Origin of the sequence: Labrenzia sp. R5_0 (genome assembly GCF_017743835.1) — a bacterium.
GTDB lineage: Bacteria > Pseudomonadota > Alphaproteobacteria > Rhizobiales > Stappiaceae > Roseibium > Roseibium algicola.
In genome coordinates, this window is sequence record NZ_JAGHRK010000001.1 from 22,776 (window position 1) to 41,109 (window position 18,334).

Genomic DNA, 18,334 nt, shown 5'->3' on the forward strand with positions numbered 1-18,334 from the left:
GCTGAGAAAGTCTGAAAGAGGGAGCCCAAAATGGCTGCGACCGAAGCACATGCGGCACATGGCCATCCGACCGGATGGCGCCGCTGGGTCTATTCGACCAACCACAAGGACATCGGTATCATGTACCTGATGTTCGCTATCATGGCAGGTATCGTTGGCGGCGCGCTCAGCGTCGGCATGCGGATGGAACTTCAGGAGCCGGGGATGCAGATCTTCGGCGATCCGCACCTGTTTAACGTGTTCACCACCGCTCACGGCCTGATCATGATCTTCTTCATGGTGATGCCGGCAATGATCGGCGGCTACGCCAACTACTTCGTACCGATCATGATCGGTGCGCCGGACATGGCGTTCCCGCGGATGAACAACATCTCCTTCTGGCTGCTTCCGCCGGCCTTCCTGCTGCTGCTTCTCTCCCTCTTCGTTGAAGGTCCTCCGGGCTCCAACGGTGTCGGTGGCGGCTGGACCATCTATCCGCCGCTGTCCACCTCCGGTCAGCCCGGACCGGCAATGGACCTGGCGATCCTGGCCCTGCACATTGCAGGTGCATCCTCGATCCTCGGTGCCATCAACTTCATCACGACCATCTTCAACATGCGCGCGCCAGGCATGACCCTGCACAAGATGCCGCTGTTTGCCTGGTCCGTGCTGATCACCGCGTTCCTGCTGCTGCTGTCCCTGCCGGTTCTGGCTGGTGCCATCACCATGCTGCTGACCGACCGTAACTTCGGCACCACGTTCTTTGCGCCTGCCGGTGGTGGTGACCCGATCCTGTTCCAGCACCTGTTCTGGTTCTTCGGTCATCCGGAAGTGTATATCCTGATCCTGCCGGGCTTCGGCATCATCAGCCACATCATTTCCACCTTCTCGCGCAAGCCGATCTTCGGTTACCTGGGCATGGCCTACGCCATGGTCGCCATCGGCGTCGTCGGCTTCATCGTGTGGGCGCACCACATGTACACCGTCGGCATGTCTTCCGAGACACAGGCCTACTTCGTGGCTGCCACCATGGTGATCGCGGTTCCCACCGGTGTGAAGATCTTCTCCTGGATCGCCACCATGTGGGGCGGCTCCATCGAGTTCCGCACGCCAATGGTCTGGGCAATCGGCTTCATCTTCCTGTTCACCGTTGGTGGTGTGACGGGTGTGCAGCTCGCCAACGCCGGTCTCGACCGTTCGTTCCACGACACCTACTACGTGGTTGCTCACTTCCACTACGTGCTGTCGCTGGGTGCCGTGTTCGCAATCTTCGCGGCCTGGTACTACTGGTTCCCGAAAATGTTCGGCTACATGTACAACGAGACGATCGGCAAGGCCCATTTCTGGATCACCTTCGTGGGCGTGAACCTGGTGTTCTTCCCGCAGCACTTCCTGGGTCTGAACGGCATGCCGCGCCGCTATGTCGACTACCCGGATGCGTTTGCCGGCTGGAACTTCGTGTCGTCCATCGGCTCCTACATCTCGGCCTTTGCGGTTCTGGTGTTCCTCTTCGGTATCGTTGAGGCGTTCTCCAAGAAGCGCGTCGTCGGCAACAACCCATGGGGCGAAGGTGCAACGACCCTGGAGTGGACCCTGTCTTCTCCTCCGCCGTTCCACCAGTTCGAGACCCTGCCGCGCATCAAGTAATTCGCGGCGGGAGGTTCGCCTCCCGGTCAAGATCAGCACCGCGCCGGTTGCCGGCGCGGTGCTCCCTTTAAAGAAATCTGCCGGGCCATGTGCACCCGGATGCGCGATCCCTGGATCGCGGAAGAAAACAAGAATTCAAAGGACGCGCCTATGTCGCTCGTTGAGCGCCAGGATATGATGAGCCAGGAAACCGCTGTCTGGGACGGCGGCATGGGATCGGTGAGCGACTATGTGGCGCTCCTGAAGCCGCGTGTGATGTCTCTGGTCATCTTCACCGCTTTTGTCGGCCTGATGCTGGCACCAGGCTCCGTGCATCCTGTGCTGGGCGTTGTCGCGATCCTGTGCATTGCCATCGGAGCAGGCGCTTCCGGCGCGCTCAACATGTGGTACGACGCCGACATCGACGAAGTCATGACACGCACCCGCAAGCGGCCGATCCCGGCCGGCAAGGTCACGCGTGAGGAAGCGCTAGCCTTCGGTGTGACGCTGTCCATCGGTTCGGTTGTGCTGCTCGGCCTTCTGGTCAACTGGTTTGCCGGTGCGTTCCTGGCCTTCACCATCTTCTTTTACGTGATCGTCTATACGATGTGGCTGAAGCGCTCGACGCCGCAGAACATCGTTATCGGCGGCGCAGCCGGGGCGTTTCCTCCGATGATCGGCTGGGCAGCCGTTACCGGAAGCGTAAGCCTGGAAAGCTTCGTGCTCTTCCTGATCATCTTCATGTGGACACCGCCGCACTTCTGGGCGCTGGCACTGGTCAAGAACGGCGACTATCAGGCCGCCAAGATACCGATGCTGCCAGTTGTCGCCGGCGAGACCGTGACACGGCATCATATTCTTGCCTACGCCATCCTGCTCGCACCTATCGGTGTCGCGCCTTATCTGCTTGGCTTTGCAAGCCCCGTCTACGGCATCGCATCCGCTCTTCTGAGTGCCATCTTCGTCGGCCTTTCTTTTGACGTCTGGCGCAAGCGCGAGGGCGATCCGGCGAAGGCCGCGTGCTGGCGTCTGTTCAAGTTTTCAATCTTTTACCTGTTCATGCTGTTTGCCCTGCTTCTGGGCGAGAGCCTGATTGCAGGAGTGTGACGTGATGGCCAAGGAAGAGCAGGGCATTGCGCTCACCGAAGAGCAGAAGAAGAAGCGCCGGTCGCGGTCGATTGCAATCGCCTGCGTGCTCGGCGGCCTCGTCGTGCTGTTCTATGTCGTGACCATCGTCAAACTGGGCCCCGGTATTCTGGACCGGGCGCTTTGAGGGAGATCGTGTGAGCAACGGACAAGGCACTTCAAACCTGTCACGCAGCAACCGCAAGGTCGCGGTGGTTTGCGCTGGCGTGTTCATGTTCATGGTCGGGGCGGCCTATGCCGCCGTGCCGCTCTACAATCTTTTCTGCCGTGTCACCGGGTTTGGTGGCACCACGCAGGTTGCCACGGCTGAAAGCGACGTGATCATCGACCGCAAGATCACCGTGCGCTTCGACGGCAACGTCAATCACGAGCTGCCCTGGAAATTCAAACCGGTGCAGCGTTCGGTCACGCTCCAGATGGGCGAAACCGCCCAACTGGAATATGTGGCAACCAACACGGGTTCCGGCAGGACCGTCGGCACATCGACTTTCAACGTGTCGCCGCCGACAGCCGGAGCTTATTTCAACAAGCTGCAATGCTTCTGCTTTACCGAGCAGGCGCTGGAAAGCGGCGAGACTGTTCAGATGCCGGTCGTTTTCTTCGTCGACCCGGAAATGGACAAGGATCCTGAGCTGAAACACGTGAAGGAAATCACTTTGTCCTACACCTTCTTCCCGGTAGAAGAACCGGAACGTCCTGTTGCAGCAAAGGCCGAGAAGGCCGCAGCTGAAACAAAATTCGAGTGATTGGCGCATCCGCGCTTGAAATGACTGTCTTTGGGGAGCTTGCCGATGGCTGAGGCACATACCAAAAACCACGATTACCACTTGGTCGATCCGAGTCCGTGGCCGTTCATCGCATCCGTCGGTGCATTCGTCATGGCACTGGGTGCCATCGGCTTCATGAAATATGCACAGGGCACGGAGTTCGTGCTGCTTGGCCTGGATCTCACCGGCTGGGGCCTGTTTGCTATCGGGCTGCTGATCGTCCTTTATGTGATGTTCGGCTGGTGGCGCGACACCGTTCGCGAATCTGCTCAGGGTCACCACACCCGGGTGGTCTCGCTGCATCTTCGCTACGGCATGCTGCTGTTCATCGCTTCTGAAGTGATGTTCTTCGTTGCATGGTTCTGGGCCTACTTCGATGCATCGCTGTTCACCAGCGAAGCCATTCAGTTTGCCCGTGTCGAGGCAACTGGCGGTCACTGGCCGCCTGCCGGCATCGAAACATTCGATCCCTGGCACCTGCCGCTGCTCAACACCCTGATCCTGCTGTGCTCCGGCACCACGGTCACCTGGGCACACCATGCGCTGCTGCATAATGACCGCGATGGCCTGAAGTGGGGCCTGACCCTTACGGTTCTGCTGGGTGTTCTCTTCACCGTCTGCCAAGTCTACGAATACATGCACGCTGCGTTCGATTTCGGCGGCAACATCTACGGCGCGACCTTCTTCATGGCGACCGGTTTCCACGGTTTCCACGTTATCGTCGGCACCATCTTCCTGGCCGTCTGTCTGTTCCGGGCACTGGCTGGTCAGTTCACCGTCGAGAAGCACTTCGGTTTCGAAGCCGCCGCATGGTACTGGCACTTCGTTGACGTCGTCTGGCTGTTCCTGTTCGTCTCCATCTACATTTGGGGCGCAGGCACACCGGCCGCTCACTAGGATCGCGCCAAACCGGCACGAGCAACGCCCGATCCGGCCACCGGATCGGGCGTTTTCATTTCAGCTGAGGCTTGAGGCACATCATGGAAGACAAGGCGCATTTTCCACCGGTCAATCCGGTTTCCGCAGGCCTGTCGGGCAAGTGTCCGCGCTGCGGCCAGGGGAAGCTCTTCGACGGTTTCCTGAGCGTCAAGAAATCCTGCATGGCCTGCGGGCTCGACTATTCTTTCGCCGACAGTGGTGACGGCCCGGCGGTTTTCGTCATCATGATCGTCGGGTTTATCGTGGTCGGTCTGGTGCTCTTCGTCGAACTCTCCTACCAGCCGCCGATCTGGGTACACCTGGTCCTCTGGCTACCGCTGACGATCCTGCTGGCCGGCGGAGTGCTTCGACCGCTGAAAGGCCTCATGATTGCGCTTCAGTTCCGGCACAAGGCCGCCGAAGGTCAACTGGACACCGGCAAGGACGACAATTGACCGGGCAGGTCCCGGGAAGACAATCTCATGCGTAAACTCGTTATCCCGACACTCGCCGCCATCGCGGCTCTGGTGGTTCTGCTCAATCTCGGTTTCTGGCAGCTCGACCGCCTGGCCTGGAAAGAAAACCTCATCGAACAGGTGGAAGCCGGTGTTTCGACCCAGCCGGAAACAGCACCCGAACCTGGGGCCTGGGGCGACCTTGCCCCCTCTGACGACTATAGCCATGTCAGGCTCACCGGACGTTTCCTGGAAGGGGCGGTCTTCTATTACACCGCGCTGACTGATCCGGTCGGGCCAGTAAGCGGGCCCGGGGTGATGGTTTATGCACCTTTCGAAACGGATCAGCAGTGGATCGTTCTGGTCAACCGCGGATTCCTGCCACAAGGGCTCGACAAGGCTTCGCGCGAAAAGGCAATCACGCCGCCTGATGGTGCCTGGGAGCTGACCGGACTTTTGCGGCTGAGTGAAAAACCGAACTGGACAACGCCGGAACCCGGTCGGGATGATCGTATCTGGTTCGCACGTGATACGGATGCCATGGCAGCAGAACTGGGCCTCGATCCCGCCAGGCTGGCTCCCTTCAGCATAGATCTAGACGCTTCCTTCACGCCGCCGTCCGGTCTGCCGCAAGCGGGGGAGACCATCGTTCATTTCAAGAACGACCACCTCGGCTATGCGCTGACCTGGTTCGGTCTGGCGGCAACGCTGATCGGTGTCTACCTGACTTACGCTGCAAGTATCCTTTGGCCGCGCAAACGGCAGGCGGGTGAAACGTCGACCAAGTAGGTGGTGCTTGTGGCCTCGTGACACAAAGGAACGTGGCCCCGGAGGGGCAGGAGAACCCAGGCTCTCGGTCGTCGTCGCGGCCAAGCGAAGCGCGAGCCAGGATCGGGGAGCCACTGCTTCACTTTTGTCGACAGGCAGGTTGAAAAGCCTTCGGCTCTCCGGTCACCGATCTCCGCGTTGCTGCGTCCGGGATGATCTGCTGAGAGGGGGCGATCAAAAAAGGGCCCCGCAGGGCCCTTCTTCATTTCTCTTGCAAGCTTGCAAACAGCTTAGCCGAGTGCTTCCAGGATTGCGGCGGCACCGGACTTTACGGCTTCGCCCGGAGCGTCTTCGATCGCCAGGAAGGTGATCACGCCATCCTTGGCAATCAGCGCGAAACGCTGTGAGCGCAGGTGACCGAAGATCGGTGCCGGCCCGAGGCCGAGGCCTGCGGCTTCGACAAAGCCGGCAGCCGTGTCGGACAGGAACGTGATGCTGTCGCCGGCGCTGGAGGCTTTTTTCCAGGCGTCCATGACGAAGACATCGTTCACGGACAGGACAGCAATGGTGTCGACACCCCTGTTCTTCAGCGTTTCCGCATGCTCGATGAAGCCCGGCAGGTGGTTCATGTGGCAGGTCGGGGTGAAGGCACCCGGCACGCCGAACAGCACAACGGTTTTGCCGGATGTCAGCTCGCCGGTCGATATTTCGCCGGGGCCGTCCGCGGTCATGGTGTTGAATGTTGCCTCAGGAAGACGATCCCCAACAGAAAGTGTCATAGTGAATATCCCTTGATTGACCGGCTGCGGCGAAACGGCAGCCCCGCGTCACAGATAGGGCTTTGTTGGCCATCCGTCGAGGGAAGTTGAGGCAAAAGCGGTTCGATAGACAGACCGGCAGGAGGCAGGTTCTATTTCACCCAGGCCGGATCAATGGGAAACAGCTGCTCGACCGCCCGACCGCCCGCAGTCAGCACAAGGCGCAGATCGGCGTCGGTCTCAGTTGTTTTCATGCCTTTGAGTGGCAAGCGCCAGAGTGTCTTTTCACCACCTTGGCCGGCAGGTTTAGGCAGGCCGATATAGGAGCCTTCGGGAGCTGCTGCAAAAAGATCCGGCGTGGTGTCGTCAGGCGCCTGGACCTCGATCTCCACTGCATCGCCGGATGCCGACAGGGCTATCGCCCTTATCTTCAGATTCGCGGACGGCTGCTTGGCAGGCACGGCCTCGAGGTCTCGTAGGATCAGTGTCTGGGCAAGGCTGTCGGTCTGGTCATCCGGGGTCAGATCAAGCGTTAGGGAGGCCTCTCCGGGAACGCAGATCTCGTTGCAGATACCAAAGAAAACGTCCAGGGAAAGCGTCACGGCTTGACCGGGATTTTCAGGTTCGACCCGCAGCGGCAGAACAATGCCATTGTGATAGACGATTGATTCAGAAAAGCCGTCGTCATAGCGCTCCGGCGCAGGATAGAGCACCTCGGTGGTCTTGATGTTTGCGCTTCCGGTCGTATCGATCTGGGGCGGAATTCCGGCTTCGCCAGGATAGCGCCAATAGGTGTGCCAGCCCGGTTCCAGAAGGAACTCCAGACCGGCTTCATAATGGCCGTCCTTCATGGGGCCCGAGGCGATCAGCCTGACGGCGCCTCCCTGAACTTCCGTCCAACCGGTCATGGCGGCATGGGCGGGTGAAGCAAAAACAAAAAAGGTGAGCGCAAGGGCAAGGACAGAGCGTTTCATGCCTTCTTTGCTACACGAGTTTCAGGCAAGCGTCATCGGCCAGACTGGGCAATCCAGGTCATATCCTTGTGACGCTGAAGTGAGCCGGTTGCCATTCGGCGAGCACAAACAGACATTAACAAAGCCCGGCAAAGGGGCTATGCTTTCCTTTGGGCAGAGAGCGTCAACAGAAAACGAGGTACGCATGGCCGGATCCGCAGCAACAGATTCCCTTGAAGGTCAGTTTCTGATTGCGATGCCGGGCATGTCAGACAGCCGGTTCGAACATTCTGTGATTTATCTGTGCTCTCATTCGGACCAGGGCGCAATGGGTCTGGTGGTGAACCAGGTGGCCCGCCATTTGTCACTGGAAGAGCTTCTGATTCAACTCGATATCGTCAACGACGATGGTGCCATTCGCCTGCCGTCGAAAGTCCGCGACATGAGCGTTCACAAGGGTGGCCCGGTGGAGGTCGAACGCGGCTTCGTGTTGCATAGCGACGATTTCATGCTGAACCAGTCGACCCTTGCCATTGATAACGGCATCTGCCTGACGGCAACACTGGAGATTCTGCGGGCGCTTGCGCAAGGGACCGGCCCCACCCAGGCCATGCTGGCCCTCGGTTATGCAGGTTGGGCTCCGGGGCAGCTTGAAAACGAAATCCAGGCCAATGGGTGGCTGACGGCTCCGGCCGATCCGGACATCCTGTTCGATCAGGTCTCCGACAAGAAATGGCATCGCGCGCTCGCCAGCATGGGTATCGACCCCGCCATGCTCTATGCCGATGCAGGGCACGCCTGACGGCGCTGACGTCACGGCCGGTTTCGCAAAACTTGTCTCTTCACGGTCATCATTTTAGCCAAAAGCGACTTGCGCTTGAATGTTATGGCGCGTAAGTCGCATCAATGGCATGGTTTGTTTCAAATCTGCCGGAATTCAAGTAGGCTGATCCTTCTCGCATCAGAGGTCTGGCAAACAGGCAGGGGACGCGGGCGTCCCGCGACAAACAAAGCAAGAGGAACGTTGCGCGGTGAAATACATCAGTACGCGTGGTGAAGCACCAGTTCTGGAATTTTCCGATGTCCTGCTACAGGGGCTCGCACGCGACGGCGGACTTTATTTACCCGAAACCTGGCCGCAATTTGATGCCGACACCATCGCGTCTTTCGCCGGTAAACCCTATCAGGATGTTGCCTTCGAGGTTATTTCGCCCTTCGTGGCCGGCGCCATTCCCGAAGACGATCTGAAGTCCATGATTGCAGAAGCCTATGATGGCTTCCGCCACCCGGCCGTGACGCCGCTTGTTCAAACCGGACCGAACACTTTCATCCTTGAACTCTTCCACGGCCCGACGCTGGCGTTCAAGGACGTCGCGATGCAGCTGCTTGGCCGGATGATGGACTATGTCCTGACCGAGCGCGGCTTGCGCGCGACCATTGTCGGCGCAACATCCGGAGACACCGGCGGCGCCGCCATTGAGGCCTTCCGCGGGCGCGAGCGCACCGATATCTTCATCCTGTTTCCCGACGGACGCGTTTCCAGCGTGCAGCGCCGCCAGATGACGACCCCGGCGGAAAAGAACGTTCATGCTCTGGCACTAAACGGCGACTTTGATGATTGCCAGGCCATCGTCAAAGGCATGTTCAACCATTTCTCCTTCCGCGACAGGGTTGCCCTTTCCGGCGTCAATTCGATCAACTGGGCGCGGATCCTGGCGCAGATCGTCTATTATTTCGTCGCGGGCGCTGCTCTTGGCGCGCCGCATCGCAAGATCTCCTTCACGGTGCCGACCGGCAACTTCGGTGATATTTTCGCCGGCTATGCCGCCATGCAGATGGGGCTTCCCGTCGAGAAGCTTGTGGTGGCGACCAATGTCAACGACATCCTGGCGCGGACACTCAAGACCGGGCGTTATGAAAAGCGCGGCGTGACGCCGACCATTTCTCCGTCCATGGACATCCAGGTGTCCTCCAATTTCGAGCGGCTTCTGGCGGAGGTCTGCGGACGCGATGGCGCGGCAGTCCGGCGCATGATGAACCAGTTGAGCCAGTCCGGCAGTTTCGAGATCGAGGAAGGCCCACTCCGCGCCATGCGAGCGGTTTTCGGCGCAGGCCGCTGCAACGAGGACGAAACGGCATCGACCATTGCCGAACTGTGGAACGAGGCAGGCTATTTGCTGGACCCGCACACGGCAATCGGTGTCCATGTGGCGAAAGACCATGATAACGGTGAGACACCGATGGTGGTGTTGGGCACGGCGCATCCGGCCAAATTCCCGGATGCGGTGGAAAGGGCTTCAGGAAACCGGCCGGAGCTGCCGGAAAACCTGAAGGGTATGATGACTGCGGAGGAGCGCCAGCAGGTTCTGGCGGCGGATCAGGGCGTGGTGGAGCGATACATCGAAGATCACGCCCGGGCCGTTACTGCTGGGGTGTGAGCATATGAAAGTACAAACAACAATCCTCGAAAACGGGATGACGGTCGTCACCGACCAGATGCCTCATCTGAAGACGGCGGCTCTTGGCGTGTGGGTGCGAACCGGATCCCGCGCGGAGAATGTGCATCAGAACGGGATAACCCATCTTCTGGAGCATATGGCCTTCAAGGGCACCAAGACCCGCACGGCGCGTGGCATCGCAGAAGAGATCGAGGCCGTCGGTGGTGAGCTGAACGCTTCCACAAGCATCGAACACACCAATTACTACGCGCGTATCCTGGCTGAGGACACGCCGCTTGCGGTCGATATTCTCGCTGACATCCTGCAGAATTCCACATTCGATGCCCAGGAGCTGACGCGCGAACAACATGTGATCCTTCAGGAAATAGGCGCGGCAAACGACTCCCCCGACGATCAGGCCTTTGACCTGTTCCAGGAAACCGCCTGGCCGGATCAGGCCATCGGACGCCCGATCCTCGGAACGCCGGAAACGGTGCAGGGGTTCAACCGCGACGCGCTAAACGCCTATCTCGCCGATCGCTACCGGGCACCCGACATGGTGCTGGCCGCTGCCGGCGCGGTTGATCATGAAGAGCTTGTCGCTCTTGCCCGCGAGAAGTTCGGTGGTTTCAACTCCGAGCCTGCAGCTCCTGAATCTGAAGCACGCTACCGCGGCGGCGAAACCCTTCGGCCGAAGGAACTTATGGAAGCACAGGTTCTGATCGGTTTCGAAGGCCGGCCCTACAAGTCCAAGGACTATTACGCCATCCAGATCCTGGCATCGGTCCTGGGCGGTGGCATGTCCTCGCGCCTGTTCCAGGAAATCCGCGAGAAGCACGGCCTTTGCTACGCCATCTACAGCTTCCACTGGGCGTTTTCCGATACCGGACTGTTCGGCCTGCATGCGGCCACCAGCCAGGAAGACCTGGCTGCGCTGATGCCGATGATCGTGGACGAGCTGATCGCCGCCACCCAGACGATCACCGACGAGGAAGTCGCCCGCTCCAGGGCGCAGATCCGCGCGGGACTGATGATGGCGCTGGAAAGCCCAGCAGCCCGCGCCGGACAGATTGCCCGTCAGATCCTCGTGCACAACCGCGTGCTCGATCCGGACGAGATCTCCTCGAAGATCGAAGCGGTGACGGCTGCCGATATCCGCAGGGTCGCGCACGAGACTTTCGTGGGCACGGTGCCGACCTTGACTGCGATCGGGCCGGTTGACGGTATCATGACTGCGAACGAACTCGCAGGACGGCTTCAGCAAAGCCCGGTCCTGCGGGCCGCATCCATGTAAGTCGGACAGAACAAGGCGGAGAGTGGGGCATGGCGCTGTTACGGCCGGGAGCAACACCTGACGCCGAACTCCTGATCGAGGCCGGCGGTTATTATCTTCGCCCGCCGATCATGTACGACTTCAAGCCCTGGGCGGAACTTCGCGGCGAAAGCCGGGCCTTCCTGAAGCCCTGGGAACCGCTCTGGCCGTCCGATGACCTCACCCGAACCGGCTTTCGCCGTCGCTTGCGCCGCTATTCGAAAGACCGCAAGGAAGGGCGCAGCCTGTCGTTCCTTCTGTTTCGCGCGCGCAGCAACGAGATCCTCGGCGGACTGACACTCAGTAATATCCGCAGGGGTGTCAGCCAGACTGCGACACTTGGCTACTGGATGGGCGAGCGGCACGCTGGAAAAGGACATATGTCCTCGGCTGTTGCCATGATCTTGCCGTTTTGTTTCGACGTGTTGAACCTTCATCGTATTGAAGCGGCATGTCTGCCAACGAACATGCCGTCCATCCGTCTGCTCGAAAATGCCGGGTTCCACCGGGAAGGCTACGCACGCAACTATCTGTTAATTAACGGGACTTGGCAGGATCATCTTCTGTTTGCCTGTTTGGCGGAAGACCATGCGTCGCGACCTGAAAAGGTGGCACCGAGCGTCGAGGGAATCTTGAAAGAATTCTTGTGACATGCGCCACAACCCGGTACTTCTTCGCCCCATGTCGATTGTGATACCGGATCCGAAAACAAGCGTGATCAGAAACCTTGTCATTGCTCTGACGTTGTTTGCAACGTTGCTTGCCACCCTGCCTGCGCGGGCGCTGGAGCCGATCCCTGTTCCGATCGACGTCGAAGCACTGGACATCACCAATTCCGTCGACCTGCATCGCGAAGCCGGTACCCGGCTGCAGGTGTCGACCGCACCGGGTGCGGACGGCATCGTGCGCCGTATCGAGGTTCCCTCCCGCGATGGTACCAACACCAACTGGGCGGTGTTTGCGCTGGCCAACACCAGCGATGAACAGATCGACCGCCTGATCGTTGCACCAAATTACAAGCTGGTCGGCTCCGACCTGTTCTGGCCGGATCTCGGTTCCTCGCGCATTCTGGCGATCACACCGAGCCAGGGCATCGCTCCCGAACGTCAGAAAAGCCTTGAGGCAGACGTCTTCCTGGTCACGCTCGACCCGGGGTCGATTGTCACCTTCGTCGCGGAAATGACGACGCCGAACCTGCCGGAAATCCGGATCTGGGAACCGGACGTCTACGAGGAAACCGTCAACGCCTACACGCTCTACCGTGGCATCATTCTGGGCATCTCCGGCCTGCTGGCCCTGTTCCTCACCATCTTGTTCGTGGTCAAGGGCACGGTCATGTTCCCGGCCACCGCGGCACTTGCCTGGTCGGTGCTGGCCTATCTGTGCATCGATTTCGGCTTCTGGGGCATGGTGTTCAATCTGGAGGGTGGCGGCAGCCAGCTTGCGCGCGCCTGCGCCGAGGTCATGCTCGCGGCCAGCTTGATCATCTTCCTGTACGCCTACCTGAACCTCAACCGCTGGAACATTCATTATTCCCATCTGGCGCTGACGACGCTGATCCTGATCCTGGGTCTGCTTGGCGTTGCCGTTTGGGATCCCTCGATTGCAGCCGGCATCGCCCGTCTTGCGCTGGCCATCATTGGCTTGCTCGGGTTCGTCACCATCGCGGTGCTGGCCTTCCAGCACTATGACCGCGCCATCCTGCTGATCCCGACCTGGTGCCTGCTGATGGCCTGGCTGGTCGGGGCGGCGATGACCGTAACCGGATATCTGTCCAACGACATCGTTCAGCCCGCGCTCGGCGGTGGTCTTGTTCTCATCGTGCTGCTGATCGGCTTCACGGTGATGCAGCACGCTTTTGCCGGCGGCGCGATCGCGCAGGGGCTCATATCCGATGTCGAACGCAAGGCACTGGCCCTGACGGGTGCCGGTGACATCATCTGGGACTGGGACATCGACCGCGACCGCATCTACACGGGCAATGAGGTTGAAGATCTGCTCAACCTGAAGCGTGGCACCCTGGAAGGGCCTGCGCGCGACTGGCTGGACATCCTGCATCCCCAGGACCGTGACCGGTTCCGGGCGACGCTCGACGCGGTCATCGATCAGCGTCGCGGCAAGGTAACCCAAACCTTCCGTCTGCGCTCAGAAGACGGTCACTTCCGCTGGTTCCGCCTGCGGGCCCGGCCGATCATCGGATCGGACGGCGAGGTGATCCGCTGCGTGGGCACGCTCCTGGACGTGACCGAGGAACGCACGGCGGAAGAACGCCTTCTGCACGATGCCGTCCACGACAATCTGACCGGCTTGCCGAACCGCGAACTCTTCGTCGACCGCTTGCGCACCAGCGTCATCCGGTCGCGTGCGGAAGAAACCTCCAAGCCGACCTTGCTCGTGCTCAATCTGGATCGCTTCAAACAGGTCAACGACAGCATTGGCCTGTCTGCCGGCGACAGCATTCTCTTGACGGTGGCGCGTCGTCTCGGCCGACTGATCGGCCAGCAGGATACGCTGGGACGTCTTTCCGGCGACCAGTACGGCCTTGTTCTCCTGTCCGAGCAGGAGCCGGACCGGATTGTCGCGCTGGCGGATTCGCTGCGCAAGGCGGTCCGCGCACCGATCACCTTCGGCGACCGGGAGATCTTTCTGACCTGCTCCGTCGGCATTGCCTTCTTCGAAGGTGGCAAACAGGCGGTCGAGGACATGGTCACCAATGCGGAGATCGCCCTCAATCACGCCAAGCGCCTGGGTGGTGACCGCCAGGAAGTGTTCCGTCCGATCTTGCGCCCGCTCGACAAGAACATCGTCGATCTGGAAGCCGACCTGCGCGAAGCGATCAAGAAGGAAACGCTGGGTGTCTACTTCCAGCCGATCATCCGGTTGGAAGACCAGGCGGTAGCCGGCTTCGAAGTGCTGGCACGCTGGAACCATGCCAAGCGCGGCAAGATTTCACCTTCGGAATTCATTCCCGTCGCAGAGCAGTCCGGTCTCATCAACGAACTGGGCATCTACATGCTCGACAAGGGCGCACAGCAGCTGGCGTTCTGGCAACGCGAGTTCCCGATGCAGCAGCCTTTGTTCGCTTCGGTGAATCTCTCGTCGCGTCAGCTGTTGAAACAGGACCTGATCAACGATGTGAAGGCCGTTCTGTCGAGAACATCGCTGGCACCGGGAACCTTGAAGCTGGAACTGACGGAATCACTCGTCATGTCCAACCCGGAATATTCCGCAAAGGTACTCGAGCGACTTCGCGGGCTGGGGGCAGGCCTGTCCCTCGACGACTTCGGCACCGGTCATTCCTCGTTGTCCTATCTTCAGCGGTTTCCGTTCGACACGATCAAGATCGACCAGTCCTTCGTCAAACCCAACGGGTCTTCCGCCCGGCCGGTCCTGCTCAGGACAATCGTCGCCATGGGGCATGACCTTGGCATGTCGGTCGTTGCCGAAGGAGCGGAGAGCGAGAACGATGCGCTGGAGCTCTACCAGCTCGGCTGCGAATACGCTCAAGGCTTCTACTTCGGCGAGGCTGTCACAGCGGCGGAAGCCACCAAGATCCTGCGCAAGATGCCGGCGGAAGCCGAAACGGCCTGATTTTGGCCGGCACCTATCGTGCCGGCTGATCTTGCGTCAGGGGCTCTGACAGCAGTTTCCCACACACTCCGTCATGCCATGGCTCGTCCATGGCATCCATGCCGTGCGCTATCCAGCCGCAAGGGCTTCGGGGTCGCCGAGGTCACGAATTGGATTGCAGGGGCAAGTCCTGCAATGACAGAGGGAGTTGATGTCGTTGGGGTTGGAAGGCGAGGAGGCGATGCCGCGCCGTTTCCGCGTCAAGGTGCCAGGATGGGAACGGTCTTGTCCGTTTGCCGGATTTCCAGCGGCGTTGCACCGAAGGGATCGCCGTCCACCTGTGCAGCCACGGCACCTGTTGCCAGAATGGAAGCCGTTTTGAACGGGCGCACCAAAGCGCCCTTGGCTTTGTGGATGCGGCCCATCAAGAGCGCGACACCGTAGCAGAAGGACGACCAGGGGTCGTCCCTTTCCAGAACCAGCATATGCAGGCCGGGATCGGTCGCCCCGCCGGGACAGATGACAAAGGGGCCGCCATAGTGGCGGGCGTTGCTGGCTACCGCGAGTTTGCCGGTCAGCTCTTCACCGTCCAGGATAACTTTCAGCGAGGCGCTCTTGCGTTTGAAACCGGTCCGAAGCGCTGTGATGACATAGGCGAGCTTGCCAAGGCGCCGTTTCAGGGAAAGCGGCACGGCGTGAACGACTTCGGCATCGAACCCGGCAGAGGCCATCAGTACAAAAGGCCTGCCGTTGGCAAGGCCATAGTGCAACTGCCTGGTCTTGCCGCGTCGGATCAGCTCGGCAATTGCCTTCGCATTGCGCGGGAGGCCAAGTTCAAGGGCAAGCACATTGGCGGTGCCGAAGGGAATGATGCCCAGTTGCGGCGGGGCGGGGTGGTTCTGAAATCCGGTCAGGGCCTCGTTGACGGAGCCGTCTCCGCCGGCGACCACCAGCGTCTGCACAGGTAGCGAGGGATCCGCGCAGATGTCGCCGATCTCGCCTGCGCGTCTCGTCAACCGGATCTCGGTCTTGCATCCGAGATCTTCCAGGCGATTGCGCACGTCATCCAGAAATTCGGCGCTATAGCCACCCGAGGTCGGGTTGGCCACGATCAGAACCTTTCCGGCCATATCCGGAACCATTGTGCGCACTGCTGCTGCGCCGGACCACCAGAAAAGTCTCACTCAAAATCCTCTGCTCATCAGACAGGATTCGTTTTTTCGCCGCTCTTATACGGGGCCATTCCGCCGCGCGCCAGTTCATCTGCGCGTTCATTGTCCGGATGGCCGGCATGTCCCTTGACCCAGTGCCAGGTAACGTCATGACGTTCCCTTGCGGCGTCAAGAGCTTGCCAGAGATCCGCATTCTTTACCGGCTTGTTGGCAGCCGTGCGCCAATTCTTGCGCTTCCAGCCGTACATCCATTCCTTGATGCCGCTGCGCACGTATGTGCTGTCGGTATAAAGGTCGACCGCACAAGGGCGCTTGAGGGCATTCAGCGCCTCAATGGCGGCCATCAGCTCCATACGGTTGTTGGTGGTTTCCGACTCGCCCCCGGAAAGCTCTTTCTCGTGCTCCCCGAACCGCAGGATGACACCCCAGCCGCCCGGGCCAGGATTGCCGGAACAAGCGCCGTCCGTATAGATCGTGACCCGGTTGTTGCTCTCCGTCATCGCTCCAACCCGTAGGCCTGCGTGGAGGAAATGCTCTGGTGGAAGCGGAGCTTCTTCAGATATTCCAGCGGATCCTTCGGCGTAACCAGCGCACCTTCCGGCACGCTCAGCCAGTCATAGAGCCGTGTCAGCAGGAAACGCAGGGCCGCACCCCGGCAAAGGGTCGGCAAGGCATCGTATTCAGCCTCGCTCAACGGTCGCACGGCGGCATAGCCCTTGAGCAGGGCCTTTGCCTTGGTCACGTTGAACGACATGTCCTGCTCGAAGCACCATGCGTTGAGACAGATGGCAATGTCATAGGCAAAGGCATCGTTGCAGGCGAAATAGAAATCGATCAGCCCGGAAAGTTCGTTGCCCAGAAAGAACACGTTGTCGGGAAACAGATCCGCATGGATCACCCCGCCCGGAAGGTCCCTGGGCCAGACCTTTTCCACATGGTCCAGCTCGCTGGCGATCTCTGCACCGAGACCGGGATGAACCGTATCGCTGCGCTCCCCGCATTGATCGAACAGGGGCCGCCAGCCGCTGACGTCGAGTGCGTTCTTGCGGAACCCGTCGTAATCGGCGCCGTCCAGGTGCAACTCTGCCATGGCCCGGCCCAGCTCGGCGCAATGATCCACTTTGGGCCGCTTGACCCACATGCCGTCCAGAAAGGTGACCAGCGCGGCCGGTCGGCCGGCGAGAGTGCCCAGAAGTTTGCCGTCCCTCGAAGGGACCGGCGTCGGACAGGACAGGCCCTTTGCGGCCAGATGCTGCAGAAGGTTCAGAAAATAAGGCAGATCGTCCGGGTTCACGCGCTTTTCGTACAGCGTCAGGATGTAGGACGCCTTGTCCGTGTGGACCAGGAAGTTGCTGTTCTCGACACCTTCGGCAATGCCCTTGAATGACAACAGACGTCCGACATCGTAGCTGCCGATGAAGTCGTTCAGTTCCTCATCGGTTACTTCGGTATAAACAGCCATGGGGTTATCCGGCAGCGGCCTGGGAGGAGGCGATCATCTCGCGCAGCTCCCGCGGCAAGTTGAAGGAAATCGTTTCTTCGGCAGTACGCACCGTCTCGACGTTGACGTCGAACCGGTCGGCAAATGCCGCGATGATTTCCTCTACCAGGGTCTCGGGGGCCGATGCACCTGCTGTCAGACCCAACGACGTGATACCTTCGAAATCGTGCCAGTCGATGTCGCTTGCGCGCTGGATCAGCACTGCAGTCCTGCACCCGGCCCGTTCAGCAACTTCACGCAGGCGCTGCGAGTTGGAGGAGTTCGGGGCGCCGACAACGATCATTGCGTCGACCTTTGGCGCCACATGCTTGACCGCTTCCTGACGGTTGGTGGTTGCGTAGCAGATGTCCTCCTTGTGCGGAGCGACAATCTGCGGGAACCGGTCCTGCAGCACAGCCACGATCCCGGCCGTGTCGTCCACGGACAAGGTGGTCTGGGTGATATAGGCGAGGGGGCGGTCGGTCTTCGGCGTGAAGGCGCGTGCGTCGTCTTCAGTCTCGATCAGGCTGACGGTGCCCTCGGGCAACTGGCCCATGGTGCCGATCACTTCAGGATGCCCCGCATGACCGATCAGCAGAATCTCGCGGTCCCGGCGAAAATGGATTTCCGCTTCCTTGTGGACCTTCGAGACCAAGGGACAGGTGGCGTCGAGATAGAACATCTTGCGGCTCTGGGCGTCTTCCGGCACGGATTTCGGTACGCCGTGCGCAGAGAAGATCACCGGTCTGTCGGTGTGCCCGGCCGGTATTTCTTCCAGCTCTTCCACGAACACAGCGCCCTTAGCCTTCAGCCCGTCCACCACGAACTTGTTGTGCACGATCTCGTGACGGACGTAGACCGGACTGCCGTATTTTTCCAGGGCGAGTTCCACGATCTGGATCGCGCGATCGACACCGGCGCAGAACCCTCGGGGCGCGCAAAGGTGAATGGCAAGCGGTGTTTTTTCCTGTTTGCTCTCGGTCATCATGCTC

General features: G+C 60.2%; 18 protein-coding genes. 12 read left to right on the top strand and 6 right to left on the bottom strand.

The window, feature by feature from the left end:
- Positions 1–30: 30 nt before the first annotated feature.
- The 7 genes from ctaD (at position 31) to J7447_RS00135 (ending at position 5,680) form a co-directional block, all read left to right on the top strand.
- Positions 31–1,626 carry a cytochrome c oxidase subunit I gene (gene ctaD, locus J7447_RS00105; RefSeq protein ID WP_209168418.1) on the top strand — a complete coding sequence of 532 codons (1,596 nt, stop codon included), beginning with the start codon at positions 31–33 and terminating at the stop codon, positions 1,624–1,626.
- Between the two features lie 150 nt (positions 1,627–1,776).
- Positions 1,777–2,712: a heme o synthase gene (locus J7447_RS00110; protein ID WP_031269734.1), complete on the top strand. Its 936-nt coding sequence runs from the start codon at positions 1,777–1,779 to the stop codon at positions 2,710–2,712.
- A 4-nt stretch (positions 2,713–2,716) separates the two neighbouring features.
- Positions 2,717–2,878: a hypothetical protein gene (locus J7447_RS00115; RefSeq protein WP_023002021.1), complete on the top strand. Its 162-nt coding sequence runs from the start codon at positions 2,717–2,719 to the stop codon at positions 2,876–2,878.
- Positions 2,879–2,888: 10 nt separating this feature from the next.
- Positions 2,889–3,497: a cytochrome c oxidase assembly protein gene (locus tag J7447_RS00120; RefSeq protein ID WP_209168419.1), complete on the top strand. Its 609-nt coding sequence runs from the start codon at positions 2,889–2,891 to the stop codon at positions 3,495–3,497.
- A gap of 45 nt (positions 3,498–3,542) precedes the next feature.
- Positions 3,543–4,415 (top strand): cytochrome c oxidase subunit 3, encoded by an 873-nt coding sequence (locus J7447_RS00125; protein WP_023002019.1) that lies wholly within the window; start codon positions 3,543–3,545, stop codon positions 4,413–4,415.
- Between the two features lie 80 nt (positions 4,416–4,495).
- Positions 4,496–4,891 carry a DUF983 domain-containing protein gene (locus J7447_RS00130; protein ID WP_031269732.1) on the top strand — a complete coding sequence of 132 codons (396 nt, stop codon included), beginning with the start codon at positions 4,496–4,498 and terminating at the stop codon, positions 4,889–4,891.
- Between the two features lie 27 nt (positions 4,892–4,918).
- The gene (locus J7447_RS00135; RefSeq protein WP_209168420.1) at positions 4,919–5,680 is read left to right on the top strand and encodes an SURF1 family protein; all 762 of its coding nucleotides are present in this window, start codon (positions 4,919–4,921) and stop codon (positions 5,678–5,680) included.
- 269 nt (positions 5,681–5,949) lie between these two features.
- On the opposite strand, the gene J7447_RS00140 is transcribed toward J7447_RS00135, so the two are convergent.
- A complete protein-coding gene (locus J7447_RS00140) occupies positions 5,950–6,438 on the bottom strand; it encodes a peroxiredoxin (RefSeq protein WP_209168421.1) in 489 nt (162 codons plus the stop codon).
- Positions 6,439–6,569: 131 nt separating this feature from the next.
- Positions 6,570–7,391 carry a protein-disulfide reductase DsbD domain-containing protein gene (locus J7447_RS00145; protein WP_209168422.1) on the bottom strand — a complete coding sequence of 274 codons (822 nt, stop codon included), beginning with the start codon at positions 7,389–7,391 and terminating at the stop codon, positions 6,570–6,572.
- 184 nt (positions 7,392–7,575) lie between these two features.
- Between J7447_RS00145 and J7447_RS00150 the strand changes: the two genes are divergently transcribed.
- From J7447_RS00150 to J7447_RS00170, 5 genes are all read left to right on the top strand, one after another.
- The gene (locus J7447_RS00150) at positions 7,576–8,172 is read left to right on the top strand and encodes a YqgE/AlgH family protein (RefSeq protein WP_209168423.1); all 597 of its coding nucleotides are present in this window, start codon (positions 7,576–7,578) and stop codon (positions 8,170–8,172) included.
- Positions 8,173–8,401: 229 nt separating this feature from the next.
- Positions 8,402–9,808 carry a threonine synthase gene (gene thrC, locus J7447_RS00155; RefSeq protein ID WP_209168424.1) on the top strand — a complete coding sequence of 469 codons (1,407 nt, stop codon included), beginning with the start codon at positions 8,402–8,404 and terminating at the stop codon, positions 9,806–9,808.
- A gap of 4 nt (positions 9,809–9,812) precedes the next feature.
- Positions 9,813–11,102 (top strand): pitrilysin family protein, encoded by a 1,290-nt coding sequence (locus J7447_RS00160; protein ID WP_209168425.1) that lies wholly within the window; start codon positions 9,813–9,815, stop codon positions 11,100–11,102.
- Positions 11,103–11,131: 29 nt separating this feature from the next.
- The gene (locus J7447_RS00165) at positions 11,132–11,770 is read left to right on the top strand and encodes a GNAT family protein (RefSeq protein WP_023002011.1); all 639 of its coding nucleotides are present in this window, start codon (positions 11,132–11,134) and stop codon (positions 11,768–11,770) included.
- 31 nt (positions 11,771–11,801) lie between these two features.
- Positions 11,802–14,711 carry an EAL domain-containing protein gene (locus J7447_RS00170; protein WP_023002010.1) on the top strand — a complete coding sequence of 970 codons (2,910 nt, stop codon included), beginning with the start codon at positions 11,802–11,804 and terminating at the stop codon, positions 14,709–14,711.
- A gap of 239 nt (positions 14,712–14,950) precedes the next feature.
- Here the strand turns inward: J7447_RS00170 and J7447_RS00175 are convergent, their stop codons facing one another.
- The 4 genes from J7447_RS00175 to ispH are packed head-to-tail and all read right to left on the bottom strand — an operon-like array spanning position 14,951 to position 18,330.
- On the bottom strand, positions 14,951–15,874 hold the full coding sequence (locus J7447_RS00175; RefSeq protein ID WP_208984429.1) for a diacylglycerol kinase family protein: 924 nt from the start codon (positions 15,872–15,874) through the stop codon (positions 14,951–14,953).
- Positions 15,875–15,891: 17 nt separating this feature from the next.
- Entirely contained in the window at positions 15,892–16,362 is a 471-nt protein-coding gene (rnhA, locus tag J7447_RS00180) for a ribonuclease HI (protein ID WP_023002008.1), read from the bottom strand.
- Positions 16,359–17,324, bottom strand: coding sequence for a homoserine kinase (gene thrB, locus J7447_RS00185; protein WP_023002007.1), 966 nt, complete (start codon positions 17,322–17,324; stop codon positions 16,359–16,361). Before thrB ends, rnhA begins: the two co-directional genes overlap by 4 nt.
- A gap of 4 nt (positions 17,325–17,328) precedes the next feature.
- Entirely contained in the window at positions 17,329–18,330 is a 1,002-nt protein-coding gene (gene ispH / locus J7447_RS00190) for a 4-hydroxy-3-methylbut-2-enyl diphosphate reductase (RefSeq protein ID WP_023002006.1), read from the bottom strand.
- Positions 18,331–18,334: the final 4 nt, after the last annotated feature.